At 70.5% G+C, this 15,980-nt stretch carries 14 protein-coding genes; 1 reads left to right on the forward strand and 13 read right to left on the reverse strand.

The window, feature by feature from the left end; all coding sequences use genetic code 11:
- Positions 1-137: 137 nt before the first annotated feature.
- From F603_RS0102360 to F603_RS0102390, 7 genes are all read right to left on the reverse strand, one after another.
- Positions 138-1,130 (reverse strand): NAD-dependent epimerase/dehydratase family protein, encoded by a 993-nt coding sequence (locus F603_RS0102360; protein WP_019544409.1) that lies wholly within the window; start codon positions 1,128-1,130, stop codon positions 138-140.
- Positions 1,131-1,132: 2 nt separating this feature from the next.
- Entirely contained in the window at positions 1,133-2,020 is an 888-nt protein-coding gene (locus F603_RS0102365) for an energy-coupling factor ABC transporter ATP-binding protein (protein ID WP_019544410.1), read from the reverse strand.
- Positions 2,017-2,883 carry an energy-coupling factor ABC transporter ATP-binding protein gene (locus F603_RS0102370; protein WP_026328070.1) on the reverse strand — a complete coding sequence of 289 codons (867 nt, stop codon included), beginning with the start codon at positions 2,881-2,883 and terminating at the stop codon, positions 2,017-2,019. The genes F603_RS0102365 and F603_RS0102370 overlap by 4 nt, the downstream gene beginning before the upstream one ends.
- Before the next feature lie 2 nt (positions 2,884-2,885).
- Complete coding sequence (locus tag F603_RS0102375; RefSeq protein WP_019544412.1) at positions 2,886-3,683, reverse strand: energy-coupling factor transporter transmembrane component T family protein; 798 nt, start codon at positions 3,681-3,683, stop codon at positions 2,886-2,888.
- Between the two features lie 30 nt (positions 3,684-3,713).
- Positions 3,714-4,346 (reverse strand): hypothetical protein, encoded by a 633-nt coding sequence (locus F603_RS0102380; RefSeq protein WP_019544413.1) that lies wholly within the window; start codon positions 4,344-4,346, stop codon positions 3,714-3,716.
- A gap of 84 nt (positions 4,347-4,430) precedes the next feature.
- Positions 4,431-5,597 carry a sialidase family protein gene (locus F603_RS0102385; RefSeq protein ID WP_026328071.1) on the reverse strand — a complete coding sequence of 389 codons (1,167 nt, stop codon included), beginning with the start codon at positions 5,595-5,597 and terminating at the stop codon, positions 4,431-4,433.
- A gap of 106 nt (positions 5,598-5,703) precedes the next feature.
- Positions 5,704-6,465: an FCD domain-containing protein gene (locus tag F603_RS0102390; protein ID WP_106431226.1), complete on the reverse strand. Its 762-nt coding sequence runs from the start codon at positions 6,463-6,465 to the stop codon at positions 5,704-5,706.
- Between the two features lie 207 nt (positions 6,466-6,672).
- Here F603_RS0102390 and puuE point away from each other — a divergent pair, with 207 nt between their 5' ends.
- Positions 6,673-7,629, forward strand: a complete 957-nt coding sequence (puuE, locus tag F603_RS0102395; protein WP_019544416.1) for an allantoinase PuuE — start codon at positions 6,673-6,675, stop codon at positions 7,627-7,629.
- A 461-nt stretch (positions 7,630-8,090) separates the two neighbouring features.
- On the opposite strand, the gene F603_RS0102400 is transcribed toward puuE, so the two are convergent.
- The 6 genes from F603_RS0102400 to F603_RS0102425 form a co-directional block, all read right to left on the reverse strand.
- Positions 8,091-8,774: a DUF5701 family protein gene (locus F603_RS0102400; protein WP_019544417.1), complete on the reverse strand. Its 684-nt coding sequence runs from the start codon at positions 8,772-8,774 to the stop codon at positions 8,091-8,093.
- Between the two features lie 122 nt (positions 8,775-8,896).
- Positions 8,897-9,217, reverse strand: a complete 321-nt coding sequence (locus F603_RS31430; protein WP_019544418.1) for a MarR family transcriptional regulator — start codon at positions 9,215-9,217, stop codon at positions 8,897-8,899.
- A 473-nt stretch (positions 9,218-9,690) separates the two neighbouring features.
- Complete coding sequence (locus tag F603_RS0102410) at positions 9,691-12,738, reverse strand: alpha-mannosidase (RefSeq protein ID WP_019544419.1); 3,048 nt, start codon at positions 12,736-12,738, stop codon at positions 9,691-9,693.
- Positions 12,739-12,822: 84 nt separating this feature from the next.
- A complete protein-coding gene (locus tag F603_RS0102415) occupies positions 12,823-14,082 on the reverse strand; it encodes a glycoside hydrolase 5 family protein (protein ID WP_019544420.1) in 1,260 nt (419 codons plus the stop codon).
- A 50-nt stretch (positions 14,083-14,132) separates the two neighbouring features.
- Positions 14,133-15,080 (reverse strand): carbohydrate ABC transporter permease, encoded by a 948-nt coding sequence (locus F603_RS0102420; protein WP_019544421.1) that lies wholly within the window; start codon positions 15,078-15,080, stop codon positions 14,133-14,135.
- Entirely contained in the window at positions 15,077-15,979 is a 903-nt protein-coding gene (locus F603_RS0102425) for a carbohydrate ABC transporter permease (protein WP_019544422.1), read from the reverse strand. The genes F603_RS0102420 and F603_RS0102425 overlap by 4 nt, the downstream gene beginning before the upstream one ends.
- Between the last annotated feature and the right edge of the window lies 1 nt (position 15,980).

Consider the following 15,980-nt stretch of genomic DNA (forward strand, 5'->3'; position numbering starts at 1 on the left):
GCGCCCAGTTGGGCGACGAACAGCCACGGGAAACGGCTCCCCCGAAGAGTCGGCCGACGTGTGGCGCGGATCGGAGAACGGCCGCTGCCACCCCCGAGCGGAGGTGGCCGCGTGAGGACAGCGGGGTCGGTGCGGTGTCACCCGCCGCTTGCGAACAACTCCGGGTGTGCGCGCGCCCATGCGACGTACTCGGCGACCTGCTCGCTCAGCGGCGTCGGCTGCCAGGCCAGGTCGCGCTGGGCTCGGTCGGCGGCGTAGATGCCGTCCTTGCCGCTCTCGGCGTCCGGGTCCATGTCGGCGTCCGCCGTCTCCGGCGGGGCTTGCCGGGGCTCGACGCCGAAGAGCGCCAGGAGGTCGGGGACGCTGGTCCGGGTGCCGCTGGAGAGGTTGTAGGTTCCCCGTGCCGTGCCCTGACCGCGGGCGAGCAGGTGCAGGGCGCGGGCGGCTTCGGTCGCCCCGAGCCAGTCACCGCCCGCCCGGAGCGTGCGCTCGGTGAGCCCGACGGGCCGGCGGCGCACCGCTGCCGCGGCGAGGTGGTACGGCAGCGACATGACGGCGCGCCCCGGGCTCGGCCGTTCCATGGGGCCGAACATCTTGGTCAGGCGCGCCACCGGTACGTCGAGGTCGTAGAGCTCACCGAACCGTCGGGCGACGAGCTCGGCGGCGACTTTGCTGACGCCGTACATCTCGTCGGGCTCCGGCGCCGAGTCCTCCGTCAGCAAGCGCCGCGACGAACTCCCGTACACGGCGCCGCTGCTGACGAGGAGGACGCGGCGCACACTCTCCGTTCGCCGTGCGGCGTCGAGTACGGCCGTCGTCCCTCCGACGTTGACGCGGACGAAACGGGCGGGGTCCCGATACTCGGTCGTTGCGTCGTGGGTGACGGTGGCCCCGTGCACCACCACGTCCGGCGCCGCCTTCGTGAGCGTCTCCGAGAGCGTTGCGCTGTCGGCGACGTCGGCCCGGGCGTAGTGCACCCGTTCCTCGTGTCCGGCGAGGAAGCCGGTGAGGACCTCGTCGGGCGGATGCAGGTCGACGGCGGTGACGACGGCGTCGGGCTCCGTGGCGAGTAGCTGTTTGACGAGGACGCTCATGACGAAGCCCCCGGCGCCTGTGACCAGGTAGTGCATGTTCAGTGGACCTTGTCGTCGTGGATCGGGGATACGTCGGGTGACGCTGCCGGGGTGCGGCTCTCGCTCATCGCACGGACCGCGTCGTCGACCGTCAGGACGCCGGGGAGACCGAGTTCGGCGGCGAGCACCGCCGCCTGCGGAGGCCGGATGTTGCTCTCCTGGATGACCTCGCGCTGCGAGAAGACCTCGGCCGGCGAGCCGTCGGTCAGGAGGCGGCCCTGGCGCATGGCGATGACGCGGGTGGCGTACTCGGCGACCAGCGCCATGTCGTGGGAGATGATGACGATCGTCCGGCCACGGGCGTGGTGGTGGGCGAGGGCGTCGAGGATCTTGCGCGACTCCGCCCGGTCCTGCCCCGTGGTGGGTTCGTCGACGACGGCGACGTCGCACCCCATGATCAGGGTCGAGGCGATGGCGAGGCGTTGGCGTTCGCCCCGGGAGAGGTGGATGGGGTTGGTCTCCTCGTGCCCCTCCAGGCCCACCAACTCCAGGCTGCTGCGCACCTCTCGGGCGAGCTCCGCGGGGTCGGTGCCGAGGTTGCGCGGCCCGTACTCGAGCTCTTCGCGGCAGGTGTCGTGGAAGATCTGGCGGTCCGGGTTCTGGAAGACGTACCCCACGGTCGCGGCGAGATGGTGCAGCCGTGTGCCGCGGGTGTCCACCGTGGCGCCGTCCTTGGTGTGCAGACGGACCGTACCGCGGGGGTTCGTCGGCCGGAGCAGGCCGTTGAAGTGCTTGGCGAGAGTCGTCTTGCCCGAGCCGTTCCTGCCGATGATCGCGACGAACTCGCCCCGGCCGATCGTCAGATCGACCCCGGCCAGAGCCGCCGCGCCTCGACCGTAGGTGTGCTCGACGTCGACCATCTCGATGACGTTCTCCGAGTGGTTCATGAGCGGTTCCTGTCACTGTGCGGGTCGTTCGTCATCGCCTGCCAGGCGGCCACCGCCTTGGGAACGGAGAGCGGCACCTCGGCGTCCCAGTGCCCCCGCTCCTTCAACCGCAGGGCGATGTCGAGGACTTGGGGCCGGTCCGGCGCCGTCGGGCCCGTGAGCACGTCGCGGGGGCTGCCGGCCGCCTCGACGCGTCCGTGCCTCAGGACGAGAAGACGGTCGGCGTAGACGGCCAGCTCCTCGACCTTGTGCTCGACGAGGAGGACGGTGACGCCCTCGCCCGCGAGTACACGGATGGCGTCCATGACGCTCTCGGTGCCTGCCGGGTCGAGTTCGGACGTCGGCTCGTCGAGGAGCATGATCCGCGGGTTGAGGCAGAAGATCGACGCGACGACGACGCGCTGCTTCTCCCCGCCCGAGAGGGCGTGCGTGAACCGGTCGAGAAGGCCGCCGATGTCGAAGAGTTGGCAGGCCCGCTCCAGGCGGCGTTCGATCTCCGGTACCGGCGTCCCCCGGTTCTCCATGCCCCAGACGAGCTCTTCGCGCACCACGGTGTTGACGAGCTGCACCTCCGGGTCCTGCATGACGAGGCCGACGGTCTCGGTGATCTCGGAGAGACCGGCGAACTCCGAGAGCGGACGCCCGAAGACGAATACTTCGCCGCGCATGCCGGCGTTGTCCTCGTGACGGGGGATGACGCCCGACAGGCACTGCATCAGGGTCGACTTCCCTGCGCCTGTCGGACCGAGGATGCCCAGGATCTCCCCGGGGGCGACCTCGAAGTCGACCTCGTCTAGCGCGCGTTGCTCGGCCCCCTCGTAGCGGACGGACAGGCCGGAGACCGCCAGTGCTGGTGCAGTCATGTTCACGCCCCTTCGGTGAATGGTGCGGGAAGCTGCCACTGCATGACCAGGAGCGCGGCGGCCACCAGGACCACGCCGGCGATCAGCCAGGCGTCAGCCGCCCGGAAGGAAGTCGTCCGGTAGAAGGTCCGCCGCCCGGGCAGGCTGTAGCCGCGCAGCTCCATCGACAGGGCGATGTCGCTGCTGCGCTTCATGGAGCCGGCGAGCATCGGAAAGAGCATCCGGACGATCGCGCGACCGCGCCGGATCGGGTGCCGCGAGCTGGTCTCGGCCGACCCGCGCACCGCCATGGCGGTGAGCAGAGTGCGTGCCTCGTCCTGCAGCAGCGGCAGGAAGCGGAAGGCGAAGCTCGTCAGGTAGGCGAACTTGTAGGGCAGACCTGCCTTGTTGAGCGCGAGCGCGATGTCCGAGGGGCTCGTCGTCACCGAGAATCCGTAGAAGCAGATCCCCATGGCGAACAGGCGCATGCCGATGCCCAACCCGAGCAGCACGCCCTCCCGCGAGAGGGAGACCCCGGCGACGGTGGCCAGCGCCGGTCCTCCTTGGACGAGCGCCTGCAACAGGGTGAGCAGCAGGATCAGCGGGATGATCAGGAGCAGCGCCTTGGCATAGGACGCCGGCGTGATGCGTGCGGAGGCGGCGAGGCCGACGACGACCACGGCGGTGAGCACGACGAGCACGTCGATGCGCGTCGTCATCAGTGCCAGGACGAGCACGACGAGGATGGCGGCGATCTTCGCGCGGGCGTCCGCGCGGTGGAGGAACGTCCCTCCCGGCTGGTAGAGCATCGTTCCGCTCATCGGGAGCTCCCCTTGGTTCGTGTGGACCGGTCAGACGGCATCGGCGGCCGCCTTGAGGTCGCGTTGCTTCTGGACGAGTCCGGTGTTGACCAGCCGACGCATGATCCCGTAGGTGATGAACGAGCCGAGGAGGTAGCACGGCTGCACGACGAGGACCTGACCTGTGATGAAGTCCCAGGGCAGGTGCAGGATGACGCGGTTGCCGAGGCCGAACATGAGGGCGTCGCACACGCCGCCGAGCTGTCCGATGAGAAGGACCTGCCACAACTTCAGGCCCTTGTCCCGCGACTTCACCAGCCACACCAGCAGCGCCACGGGGACCGTGTGCGCGGCGTTGGTGAGGAAGAGGAAGGGCGCCATCGGTTGGGAGGCCGTGAGGTTGGAGATGATCGGGTTGATCCACGCGGTGATCAGGGCTCCGGTGAGGCCGTAGAACGCCGCGGAGGGCACCCATATCGCGCAGACGACGATCGCCGACACGATCGGAATGCTGCCGCCGGTCAGGGCGAGGTCGAGGCGCTCGGTGATCTGGTTGATCACCGCCATGGTGAGCCCCAGGAAGACGCACGTGATGATGGTGCGGGTGTCTCGGGGGAGCAGTCGGAACTTCCAATTGGGGAGTCTCGCCCACCACTTCGCCGACGCCGCTTGTGTCGTTGCCATGGATCTTTCCTCTGCTGATGCGAGCCAATGCGGATCGGTGCGGCGCCCCCAGAGGTGGTCGGCGTGATCACCGCGGGCGCCAGTTCACCGGGTGGCGGTCGTCCCGGGCTCGGGCTGCGCGAGGGCGCGGTTGACGAGCACGCGGGAGGCGGAGCCGTCGCTGTCCATCCGGCCGGCCAGGATGTCGTCCTCGGTGAACCTGGCGAGGTAGACGGCCCGGTCGCCGAAGCGGTCATGGTCGTAGACGACGAAGAGCCGACCGTCGTCGGTGATGGCGGCGTCGGGGTAGGAGACGTCGTCACGGTCGTCGAGGAGGAGGCGGTGCGGCCAGCTCACGCCGTCGTCGTCGCTGAGGAAGGCCGTGAGGTTGGTGCGGCCCTTCCACTCCTTGACGTCGCCCTGCTGCTCGATCTCCGCGCGAGGGCGACGATCCCCGAAATCCGCGTGGTTGATCATCAGGAGGCGGCCCGAAGGCAGTCGGCGGATGTGGAAGCGGGAGCAGGGGCCGTCGACGTGGCTGAGGCGACCCGGCGTCCACGTCCGGCCGCCGTCCTCCGAGAAGCTTTCGCCGACGCCGTCGAACCGTCGGACGAGCATCCACAGTGTGCCGTCGCGCTTTTCGACGACCATGTGTTCGTCGAAGCTGCGGTTGGGTATGTCGGCCCCGCCGAGGTAGGAGACCGTCTCGCCCGCGTCGGTCGAGGCGTAGACGTTGGAGAACCGCTCCTGCTCCAGCGGGTGTTCCTCGGTGGCGGCGTGGCAGGCCCAGATCGCTGCGGGGAAGAGCCAGGTCCCGTCGGAGAGCACGGTGGGCTTGTTCATCATGATGCCGTTGGCTATCCGGCGCGGGGCGGACCAGACGGGCTCGTCGTCGTCGGGGTTGTCGCTGGTCGCGGCCCAGACGCCGATCCGGCCGTCGAAGAAGCCGCTGCTCTGGTTCCAGGTGAGCCAGAGCCTGTCGGCGGGGTCCCGCCACAGCGTCGGGTCGTACACGCGCACCGCCGGGTCGTCGTGCTCGACGACGAACCGGGGGCCGGTCCAGGTGCTGCCGTCGTCGTCGCTGGTCGTGACGACGACGAAGTTGCCCGAGGTCTCCGTCTCCTGCCCGGTGTACCAGTTGACGTAGAGCCGACCGCCCCGGGTGCGCTCCACCGAGGGGATGCCCTGCCACTTGCGGTGCTCGTCCTGGTACCGGGCACCGGCGGGGCGCGGAAGGATACGGGCGGGGGCCATGGTGCCTGCTTGGGGCATGCCTGCTCCTGTCGTCGGTGGTGCCGCATCGTCGAGCGTGCGGCGGTGCACGACAGTGTTGAGGAGCGCCTAGCGTCTGTCAATAGTGACGAACGCTGCTCGTGAGCTACTCGCCCGCGGGCATCCAGTCCAGCAGCCGCTGGACGAGGACCTCGTTCCCCCCGACGATCGACGTCTCCACGGCCGCGATCATCTCCTCGAAGTGCGCCCTCATGGCCTCTTCGGCACCTGCGGCATCGCGGTGGCCGATCCGGTCCAGCACCGCCCGGTGCTCGGCGATCACCTTCTCCTCGTCGCGCCGGGTGGCGAGGATGGTGTCGAGCACCGCTTCCACTCGGTCCAAATGGGACGCGAGCATCATCTCGGCGGCCACTTTGAGCATCCTGTTCGTCGACATCTCGACCAGCGCCCGGTGGAACCGCAGCCCCGGCTGCTCGATCAGGGGGGCGCTGCCGACGGTGTGGGCGTGCTGGTCGCACAGCTCCCGCAGCTCCACCAGCCGGCCCTCCTCCGGCTCGCGAGCCGCATCGCCCGCGACCGCGCTCTCCACCGCCCGGCGCGCCCTGAGCAGGTCGAGGAGGTCCTTGGTGTCGCGCACCGCGTGCTGCAGCGAGTCCGAGGTGCGGTGGGTCAGAACGGCTTCGGCCGCTCGGCGTCGCCCCTCGGCGGCGAGCGTGCGCCCCTTGGCGCCGACGGGCGTCGTCCAACCCCGCGCATCCATCTCCCGCAGCAGGCGCGAGACGGAGGACTCGCTGAGCTCCCTGCCCCGCTGTGCCAGCTCGCGCTGCGCGTTGCGGGTGCCCAGCGGGGTGCTGGACGCCGACATCAACTGCAGCAGCGCCAGCATGGCCCCTTCGCGGTCGTTCATGATCGTCCCCTCGCTCGTCCCTTCGGACGCCTCGTTCGCCACCGGCCCTCGCCCGGGGCGAGGGGCAGGCCGCCGAAGAGCGTGCACTTGACGCGGAGCACCTCGGCGACCATGGTTAGTCAAAACTGACCAACGCCTGCCGGTCACAGGGTACCGTGCGTGTGCCCGTGGCAGCACGGCCTTTCGCGATCAAGGCAGGGACTGCTGATGCCCCCCTTCCCCTCCAGCGACTACCCCCGAGACCTGGCCGGCTACGGCAGGCAACTCCCGCACGCACAGTGGCCCGGCGGAGCGAAGGTGGCCGTGCAGTTCGTCGTCAACGTGGAGGAGGGCGGCGAGAACAACATTCTCCACGGTGACGACGCCTCGGAGGCGTTTCTCACCGAGGAACCGACCGCCGCACTGCCCGGGCGCCGCAACCTCAACGTCGAGTCGCAGTACGAGTACGGCACCCGCGCGGGCTTCTGGCGGCTGCGACGCATGTTCGCGGAGCGCGGTCTCCCGGTGACGGTCTTCGGGATCGCCGAGTCGCTCCGGCGCAATCCCGAACTCGTGGCGGCGGCAGGGGAGTCCGGCTGGGAGCTGGCCTCGCACTCGCTCCGGTGGATCAACTACGCGGCACTCGACGCGGAGACCGAGCGGGCACACGTCGAGCGGGCGGTGCAGATCCACGCCGATGTGTGCGGCGAGCCGCCGCTCGGTTGGTACACCGGTCGCAACAGCGAGAACACCCGCCGCCTCGTCGTCGAGCACGGCGGTTTCCTCTACGACTCGGACTCCTTCAGCGACGACCTGCCGTACTGGACCGACGTCGAGGGCACCGCCCACCTCGTCGTTCCCTACACCCTCGACAACAACGACGGTCGCTACGTCAACACCTACGGGTTCCAGTCCGAGTCCTTCTCCTCCTATCTCACGCGGGCGTTGGAGCTCTTGCTCGAAGAGGGGGCGGAGTTCCCCAAGATGATGAGCGTCGGGCTGCACCTTCGGATCAGTGGACGCCCCGGCCGTGCGGCGGACCTCCGCAGGTTCCTCGACTTCGTCGCGGAACGCTCCGACGTCTGGGTCGCACGCCGCGTGGACATCGCCCGCCATTGGCGCACGGTCCACCCGGCGGCGCAGTGGTTGCCGGACTCCGTGGACCCCTGGCGCGGGACGGGGTGACGGCGAATCGGCCGCTTAGTTGAGGCGCGCGAGATGATCACGAGCGCCGGAGCTGGTGAAGACCCGTGGCGAGGCGTCCTGTTGGCCGTCCAGGAAGCGCCTCGGTGCACGCGTCAGTGTGGCCAGGGGTGCGCACGGGGACCGGTGCGGGAGACGCGGGGAGCGCAGCTTTGCGTACGTCTGCCATGTCGTCTGCCGTAAGTGGAGGCAAGGCTTCTCCGCACGGCACGGAAGCGGACGCTTCGGCCGACGACGCGCGTGCACCGGCAGCGCTTCAGCCCGCGCCTTCGGCATAGGCCGCCGGCTGGACGGCGCACCGGTGGGGAAGTCGGCCCCGGAACCCACGAGTTCGGGGCCGACGTCACGTCCGTGGCACTCGGCCCGGCTGCTCACCGGACGCCGCGCTGCACGCCACCGAGGAGTCGGTGGCTGTCCGTGTGCGCAGCCTCCGCCCCGCCTGATCAGGCTCCCTGCAAGTCCTGAACCCGGCGGCCGGTCGTGGAGGCGAAGCCCAGCCAGGTGTGGCGGTTACCGGCCCAGCACCAACCGACCTTGGGGGCGTTGCGGCGCTCGCGGCCGTCGCGCCCGGTTCCGTTGCTGATCCAGAGTGCCGGCGTGCGGGCGTCCAGGACGCCGTCGGCTTTGCGCAGCCGAGAGCCGATGGTCATGAAGCAGTGGTTGCGCTCCAGGACTGCGGGCTGCTGCAGCACCCAGTGGATGCCCTCGGTGAGCAGCAACGGGGCTCGGGCCTTCGCAGTGAGGGCAGGCAGCGCCTCGTTAGGGCTCCAGTTGGCCATGTGGTCGCCGCGGTCGGGGTCGGTGAGGAGGTAGAGCGGAGCGTCGGGCACCGCGACCGTGTCGAGAGGGGCGAAGAGGTCGACATCGGGCATGTCGGTGACGACGAAACCCGGTTTGCCGTCATGGCGGAGCAGCGGCGCCAAGCCGGAGGCGGGCGCACGCTCCGGGTGCACAGCGAGCAGGGCGCCTTCACCGCCCGCAGGGGCCGCTGCGGCGAAGGTACGAAGCTCGACGGCAGAAAGCCCTGCCAGCTCGTGCACCCCCAGCTCGATGAGTCGCTCGGCCTGTGCGCTCAGGGCCGGAAGTGCGGGGGGAACGGTGGAGGTGGCGTACGTGTTCTCGGGCACTGTACTCCCAGGGGAAGAGAGACGGACGGGCTCGGAGGCAACGCAACGGCCCGCCGGAATGTTCCCGTTCCTGCGGACTTCACCCGGCCCTGCGACCACGGTCCCGTACAGGCCCAGGAGGCTCAACCACCCGGGGACACCGCCCACTTCGTCCGGCGCACCACAGCCTCCAGGGCGCTGCCCAGTGCGGCCGTCTCCTGCTCGCCCACCTCGGCGGCCCACTCGTCCCCGATCCGGTCGAGGGCCTGCCCCGAGAGGACAAGAGCTTCCCGGCCCCGCTCGATGAGTACGACCACGGTGCGTCTGCGGTCCACGGGACTGGGTTGGCGCCGTGCGTACCGCGGTTCCTCCGGTTTCTCGACCGTCCTGTGCGCGGCCTGCTTGCTGACGCCCAGCCGGTGACCGACGTCCGCGATGCTTCCGCTGTGGCCGATGGCCTGCATGGCGAACCCGTGTGCCGGCTTCGGCTAGGGATGCCCCTGCGTGACGAGTCGGACGCGGAGTTCGTCCACGAGCGCGCGGAAAGAAGCGAGCAGCAAAGAAGTGCGTTGCCCGTACCGAGTCGGCATGGGAAGCCGGGACTCCAGTCGACCAGGTGGCCTCGGGGCGGGCGGAGGAGTATCCCAGGCGTCGAAGCGGTAGCCCGACGTCCGGCCCCAGGGGGCACGTCCGGATGCTGTGGTGGCCGGCGGACAACCGCCGGCCACCACGCGCTGGTCGGGGCCGCTACTTGGTCGTGCACCGCCGGACACTCGCGGTCAGGGCGCTCCCGGCCGTCACGGGCTGAAATGATCGAAGAACACCCGAGCGGAGCGAGCGCGGTCTCCGTCGGAGAACGCTGGCGCTCGGGACCCGACGGCCGGGATCGGCCGACCAACCTCCGCCCAGGCGGGGCGGGTTGGACCCGCCCACGACCTCACGCACCCGTGCGCGTCAGACGCAGCGTGACGAGCTCGAAGGGGCGCAACGTCAGTGCGACGGTCCCGTCCTCGCCCACCGTGTGCTCGCGCGGTGCGGCGAGCGGACGCTCCAGCAGGTCGCAGGCGTCGACCTGCGCCACCTCGAACCCCGGCCGCAGCCGCACCGCGGTGCGGCCGCCGTGGGACTCGTGGAAGCGGGCCACCACGTCGCCGCTGCCGTCGTCGGCGAGCTTGACGGCGGTGAGGACGACGGCGTCGTCGTCCACCGTCACCAGCGGGGCCACCTCGCCGCCGCCCCGGACGGTGCGCGAGGGCAAGTTGAGGCTCCAGCCTTCGCGCACCGCGTCACCGACGGAGGCGCCGGGGACGAGCGCGTAGCGGAACCGGTGCACGCCCTGGTCGGTGTGCGGGTCGGGGAAGCGCGGGGCGCGCAGCAGGGAGAGCCGGACCGTGGTCGTGGTGCCGTGGTCGTGGGCGCGGACGGTGCGGGTCACGTCGTGGCCGTAGGTGGAGGCGGTGACGAGTCCGACGCCCCAGCCCGGCTCCTCCAGGTGGACGAAGCGGTGGTTGCACGCCTCGAACTTGGCCGCGTCCCAACTGGTGTTGGTGTGGGTCGGCCGGAAGTAGTGCCCGTACTGGGTCTCGGAGGCGTAGCGGTCGGTGTGAACGTCGAGGGGGAAGGCGACCTTGAGGAACTTCTCGGTCTCGTGCCAGTCGACCTCGGTGTCGACGTCGAGCCGCCCCGAGCCGGCGTCGAGGGTGAGCGTCTGGATCGCCCGCGAGCCGCCGAACGACCGGGTGACGCGGACGGAGGCGGACTCCGGGCCCTCGGTGACGACGGTGAGTTCGTCGGTGGCGGTGAGGTCGGTGACGCTGTTGCGGTAGAACTCGTCCACGTCCCAGGCGTCCCACATGTTGGGGAAGTCCGGGTGGATCTGGAGGAGGTTGGCGGCCTGCCCCGGGGCGACCGCCTCCCGTCCGGAGGGGATGTCGTAGGCGGAGACGACGAGTCCCCGCGCGTCCAGCGCGACCCGCAGCCTGCCGTTGTCGAGGACGAGGCCGCCTGCCTCGCGCTCGGTCACGGTGACGGCGCCCTCGGCGCGTGCTGCGGGGGCGGCGCCGCCGGGGAGCACGCCGTGGCGGGCGTGCGGTGCGGAGTTGAAGACCAACTTCCCTTCGTCCTCGCCGGGTTCGCCGGCGAGTGCGCGCTGGGCCTCCTCGATGACGCCCGTCAGCTCGTCCGCGACGGCGGCGTACGTGCGCTCCGCCTCCCTGTGCACCCACGCGATGGACGAGCCGGGCAGGATGTCGTGGAACTGGTGCAGGAGCACCGTCTTCCAGATCCGGTCGAGCTGCTCGTACGGGTAAGGGTGTCCGGCGCGGACGTGTGCCGTCGCGGCCCACAACTCCGCCTCGTACAGCAGGTGTTCGCTGCGCCTGTTGCCCTGCTTGGTCTTGGCCTGGCTGGTGAGGGTGGCGCGGTGCAGCTCCAGGTAGAGCTCGCCGACCCACACGGGTGCCTGCGGGTATTCGGCCTCGGCCTTGGCGAAGAAGGCGGCCGGTGTCTCCCACTCGACGGTTGCCGAGCCCTCCAGGTCGCGCATCCGGGCGGCCCTGGCCACCATCTCGCGGGTCGTACCGCCGCCGCCGTCGCCCCAGCCGGTGGGCGCGAGCGAGTGCCTGGCGGCGCCCTTGTCCTTGAAGTTGCGTGCGGCGTGGGCGATCTCCTCGCCCTTCATCGAGCAGTTGTACGTGTCGACGGGCGGGAAGTGGGTGAAGATCCTGGTCCCGTCGATGCCCTCCCACTGGAAGGTGTGGTGCGGGAAGGAGTTGATCTGGCTCCACGAGATCTTCTGGGTGAGCAGCCACTTGGCGCCGGCGGCCTTGATGATCTGAGGCAGACCGGCCGCGAAGCCGAACGTGTCGGGGAGCCACGCCTCGTCGTTCTCTATCCCGAACTCCTCGAGGAAGAAGCGCTTTCCGTGCACGAACTGGCGGGCCATCGCCTCCGAGCCCGGCATGTTGGTGTCGGACTCGACCCACATGCCCCCCGACGGGACGAACCGCCCCTCCGCCACCGCCTGCTTCACCTTCGCGTACACCTCGGGCCTGTGCTCCTGCAGCCAGGCGAACTGCTGCGCCTGGGACATGGCGAAGACGAAATCCGGCTCGTCGTCGAGGAGCGCGGTCATGTTGGAGGCGGTACGGGCGACCTTGCGCACCGTCTCTCGCAGCGGCCACAGCCACGCCGAGTCGATGTGCGCGTGGCCCACCGCGCTGATGCGGTGCGCCGACGCCTGCGCCGGGGCGGCGAGTACCTGGCGCAGACAGCGGCGTGCGGCCTCCGCCGTGCCGCCCACGTCCTGGAGGTCGACGGCGTCGAGCGCCTCGCCCACGGCGCGGAGGATCTCCGAGCGCCGTGCCGAGTCGGTGGGCAGCTCCGGCACCAGCTCGCCGAGTACGTCGAGGTCCTGTACGAGGTTCCACACGGTCTCGTCGAAGACGGCGAGGTCCATCCGGGCGAGGCGGTACTGCGGTGCGTCGCCCGCCGTCTCCTTGTCGCCCAGCGCGGTGGGCAGGAAGGGGTGGTAGTCGAGGATGACGGGGTTGGAGGCGGCCTCCACGCGCAGGTCCAACTCCTCGCCGCCGAGGGCCTCATCGGCGATGCGCACCCACTGGTTGCGCGGATTGAGGCCCTTCACGGGGGTGCCGTCGGGGCGGTACACGAGGCCCTCGCACTGGAACCCCGGCATGTTCTCGTCGAAGCCCAGGTCGAGGAGCGCCTCCACGGTACGGCCCGCCCACTCGGCGGGGACGGACCCGGTCACCCGGAACCAGCTCGTCCCCCAGGGCGCGCCCCACTTCTCGCCGACCGAGACGGGGCGGTACGGGGCTGCCAGTCCCTCGTCGACGGGCACCGGCTCGCCGGGGGCGTGCCAGACCGACACCTCGAGCGGCACGCTGGCGGGGTAGACGGCGGGGCGGATGCGCTCGTCGAGGACCCGCTTGAGGCGGGCTTCGGTCAGGTCGCGGTCGTCGTGCATGGTGCGGGCTCCTGCGGGGGTGAGGGTGTGCGGGTGTGCGGACGAAGGCGGTGCGAACCGCTTACGTGTGCAGGGTGTCGGACGTCACGAGGCGTGCTCGACGGAGACGGTCTCCGTGATGCCGCGGGCTGCCAGGTGGGCCGGGTCGTCGGCGTGCTCGCGCAGGACCACCGCGGGGCGTGCGCCGTCGGCCGCCAGGCGCGCGAACGCCTCGAAGAAGGCGCCGCCGGGGGCGCAGACGGACCGGCCGGGGCGTGCGTCGGCGGTCGCCTCGGGAACCGCGTCGAGGATCAGCGCCGTCGTACGGGGCGGCGCGGGGCGCCACTCCGCGCGGGCCTGCGCGGCCGCGTCGGCGAGGGCGCGTGCGGCGGGTTTGGGGTGCTGGTCGACGGTGAACAGGCCCAGGTCGTATTCGAGTTCGGGGAAGTCGGCGAGGCTGCGGGAGACGTCGTGGGAGCACCACCAGGTGACGCCCCAGACGTCCTCGGTGTCGAGCGCCTGCGCGACGGTCGCCGCGGTGAAGGCAGCGGCCCGTTCCGGCGGCACGTGCGGTGCGGGCGCCCCCACCTCCTGGAGCCACACCGGGCGGTGCGGGTCACGCGCCCATGCCTTGGAGAGCTCCATCAGGTAGGCGGCGTGCCCTTCCGTTGCGGCACCTCCGGGGCCGTGGCGCTGCGCGGTGCCGTTGAACACCCACGAGTGGACGGCGGTCGCCGCGCCGACGCGGGCCGCGTGCGCGGGTGTGAACGGGTGGCCGTCCTGGTACCAGGCCGCGTCGTACGCCGCGTGCAGGTGGAGCCTGCCGGGGGCGCCTTCCTCGCAGGCTGCGACCATCCGCTCCAGCCAGGCGCCTGCGCCGTCCTGGCCGACCGGGTCGGGGTCGGGGTGGGGCGCGTGGGAGAACTGGTTGACCTCGTTGCCCACGGTCATGCCGAGGAAGTGCGGGCGGTCGGCGAGGGCCTGCGCGAGGGTGCGCAGGTACTCCGCCTGGGCCGCGACGACTTCGGGGTCCGTGAAGAGGTTCCTGCGGTGCCACGTCGCGGTCCAGGAGGGCAGGAAGTCGAAGCTGGAGAGGTGGCCCTGGAGCCCGTCGACATTCACCTCGAGGCCGCGTTCCCCTGCCGCGTCGGCGAGTTGGAGGAGCTGCTCCACCGCGCGCGGCCTGATCAGCGAGCGGTTGGGCTGGAAGACGGGCCAGAGCGGGAAGACGCGGACGTGGTCGAGGCCGAGCGAGGCGATGGCGTCCAGATCGGTGCGGACGGCGTCGAGGTCGAAGTCGAGCCAGTGGTGGAACCAGCCCTGTGCGGGTGTGTAGTTGACGCCGAAGCGCGGTGCGGGGCTCATGCAGGTCCTGTGGTTCGGGGTAGGTTCACGGGTCGGTGCGGGCGGCGGGGTCAGCCCTTGACGGCGCCCTCGCTCACACCGCGGAAGAAGTAGCGCTGGAGGCAGGCGAACATCACGATCAGCGGCACAACGGCGATGATGGTGCCGGCCGCCACCAGGCGCTGATTGTCGGCGAACGTGCCGTGCAGGTAGTTGAGTCCGACGGTGAGGGTGAAGTTGTCCGGATCGCTGAGGACGATGAGCGGCCACAGGAAGTCGTCCCAGGCCGCCATGAAGGCGAAGATCGCGACGACGGCGAGCGTTCCCTTCACGGACGGCAGCGCGATGCGCCAGAAACGCTGCCAGACGTTGGCGCCGTCCACCAGGGCGGCCTCCTCCATTTCGTACGGCAGGTGGGAGAAGGCGTTGCGCATCAGAAGGACGTTCATCGCGCCGACGGCGCCGGGGAGCACCACACCGGTGAGGGTGTTGTTGAGCCCCAGCTCCCGCATGAGCGTGAACTGGGCGATGATGATGCTCTCCAGCGGGACCAGCATCGCCATCACGAAGACGACCAGCGCGGCCTTGCGCCCCCTGAACCGCAGCCTGGCAAGCGCGTATCCGGCGAGCGAGGCGCCGAGGAGGTTGGTGAGGACGCTGGCGACGGCGACCGTCAGGGAGTTCAGCGCGTAGTCCCACACCGGGATGATCCTGGCGACGCCGCTGTAGGCGTCCCACGTCCAGTCCTGGGGCAGGAGTTGGGGCGGATAGCTGTAGATGTCCTCGCCAGGCCCCTTGAGCGAGGTGGAGAGCTGCCACAGGAAGGGGCCGATCATCAGGGCGAGCACGGCGAGCAACAGGGCGTAGCGCAGCAGCAGTTGCCACAGGGGGAGCTTCCTGCCGTCGCTGAAGCCGGCGCCGCGCCTGCGGCGTTCGCGGGGTCGGGGCGGGTGTGCGGCCTCCTCGTCCCGGTGGCCGTCTGCGGCGCGCGGCGCGGGTGCTGTGGCGGTGGGCCTCACGAGTCCTCCTTGCGGTTGGCCCGCAGCACCAGCAGCATCAGGCCGAGGGTGAGGGCGAAGACGACGACCGAGATCGCGGAGGCGTACCCCACGCGTCCGTTGAGTCCGGTGCCGACCTGCTGGACGAGCAGGACGAGGGTGGTGTCCTCGCCTGCGGGACCCCCGTTCTCCCCGGCCAGCAGGTAGACCTCGGAGAACACCTTGAAGGCGCTGACGGAGGAGAGCGCCCCGACGAGCACCATGGTGTTGCGGAGCGCGGGGACGGTGACGGTGACGAAGCGGCGGAACGCGCCCGCGCCGTCCACGGCCGCGGCTTCGTGGAGCTCGCGCGGCACGTTGGTCAGCGCGGCGAGGTAAATGATCATGTAGTAGCCGAGGCCCTTCCAGACCGTCAGCAGCATCGCGCTGAGCAGCAGCAGCCACGGGTCGCTGAGGAAGGAGACGGGACTCGCACCGAGCGCCTCCAGGATGCCGTTGACCAGGCCCCGGTCGTCGAGCAACCAGACCCAGATCAGCCCGACGACGACGACCGAGGCGACCACGGGCGTGTAGAAGGCGGAGCGGAAGAAGGTGATGCCGGGGACGTGCCGACGTACCAGCATCGCCAGCAGCAGGGGGAGCAGCACCAGCAGCGGCACCGTCACGGCGACGTACAGGACGCTGTTGCGCAGCCCCGTCCAGAACATGTCGTCGTGGAGCAGCTCGCGGAAGTTGGCGAGTCCGACGAAGCCGCCGGGCACCAGAGTCCGGTTGTCCGTGAAGGCGTTGCCGAGGGTGCTCAGGAACGGGTAGAGGCTGAAGGCGGAGACGATCAGCAGCCCGGGAGCGAGGAACAGCCATGGGCTGACGGGGCGTTGCCGCCGTACGGCGCCGGGGCGGCTGTCGGTTGCGGTGGTCATC

The sequence above is a fragment of the Streptomyces sulphureus DSM 40104 genome (genome assembly GCF_000381025.1).
Classification (GTDB): Bacteria; Actinomycetota; Actinomycetes; order Streptomycetales; family Streptomycetaceae; genus Streptomyces; species Streptomyces sulphureus.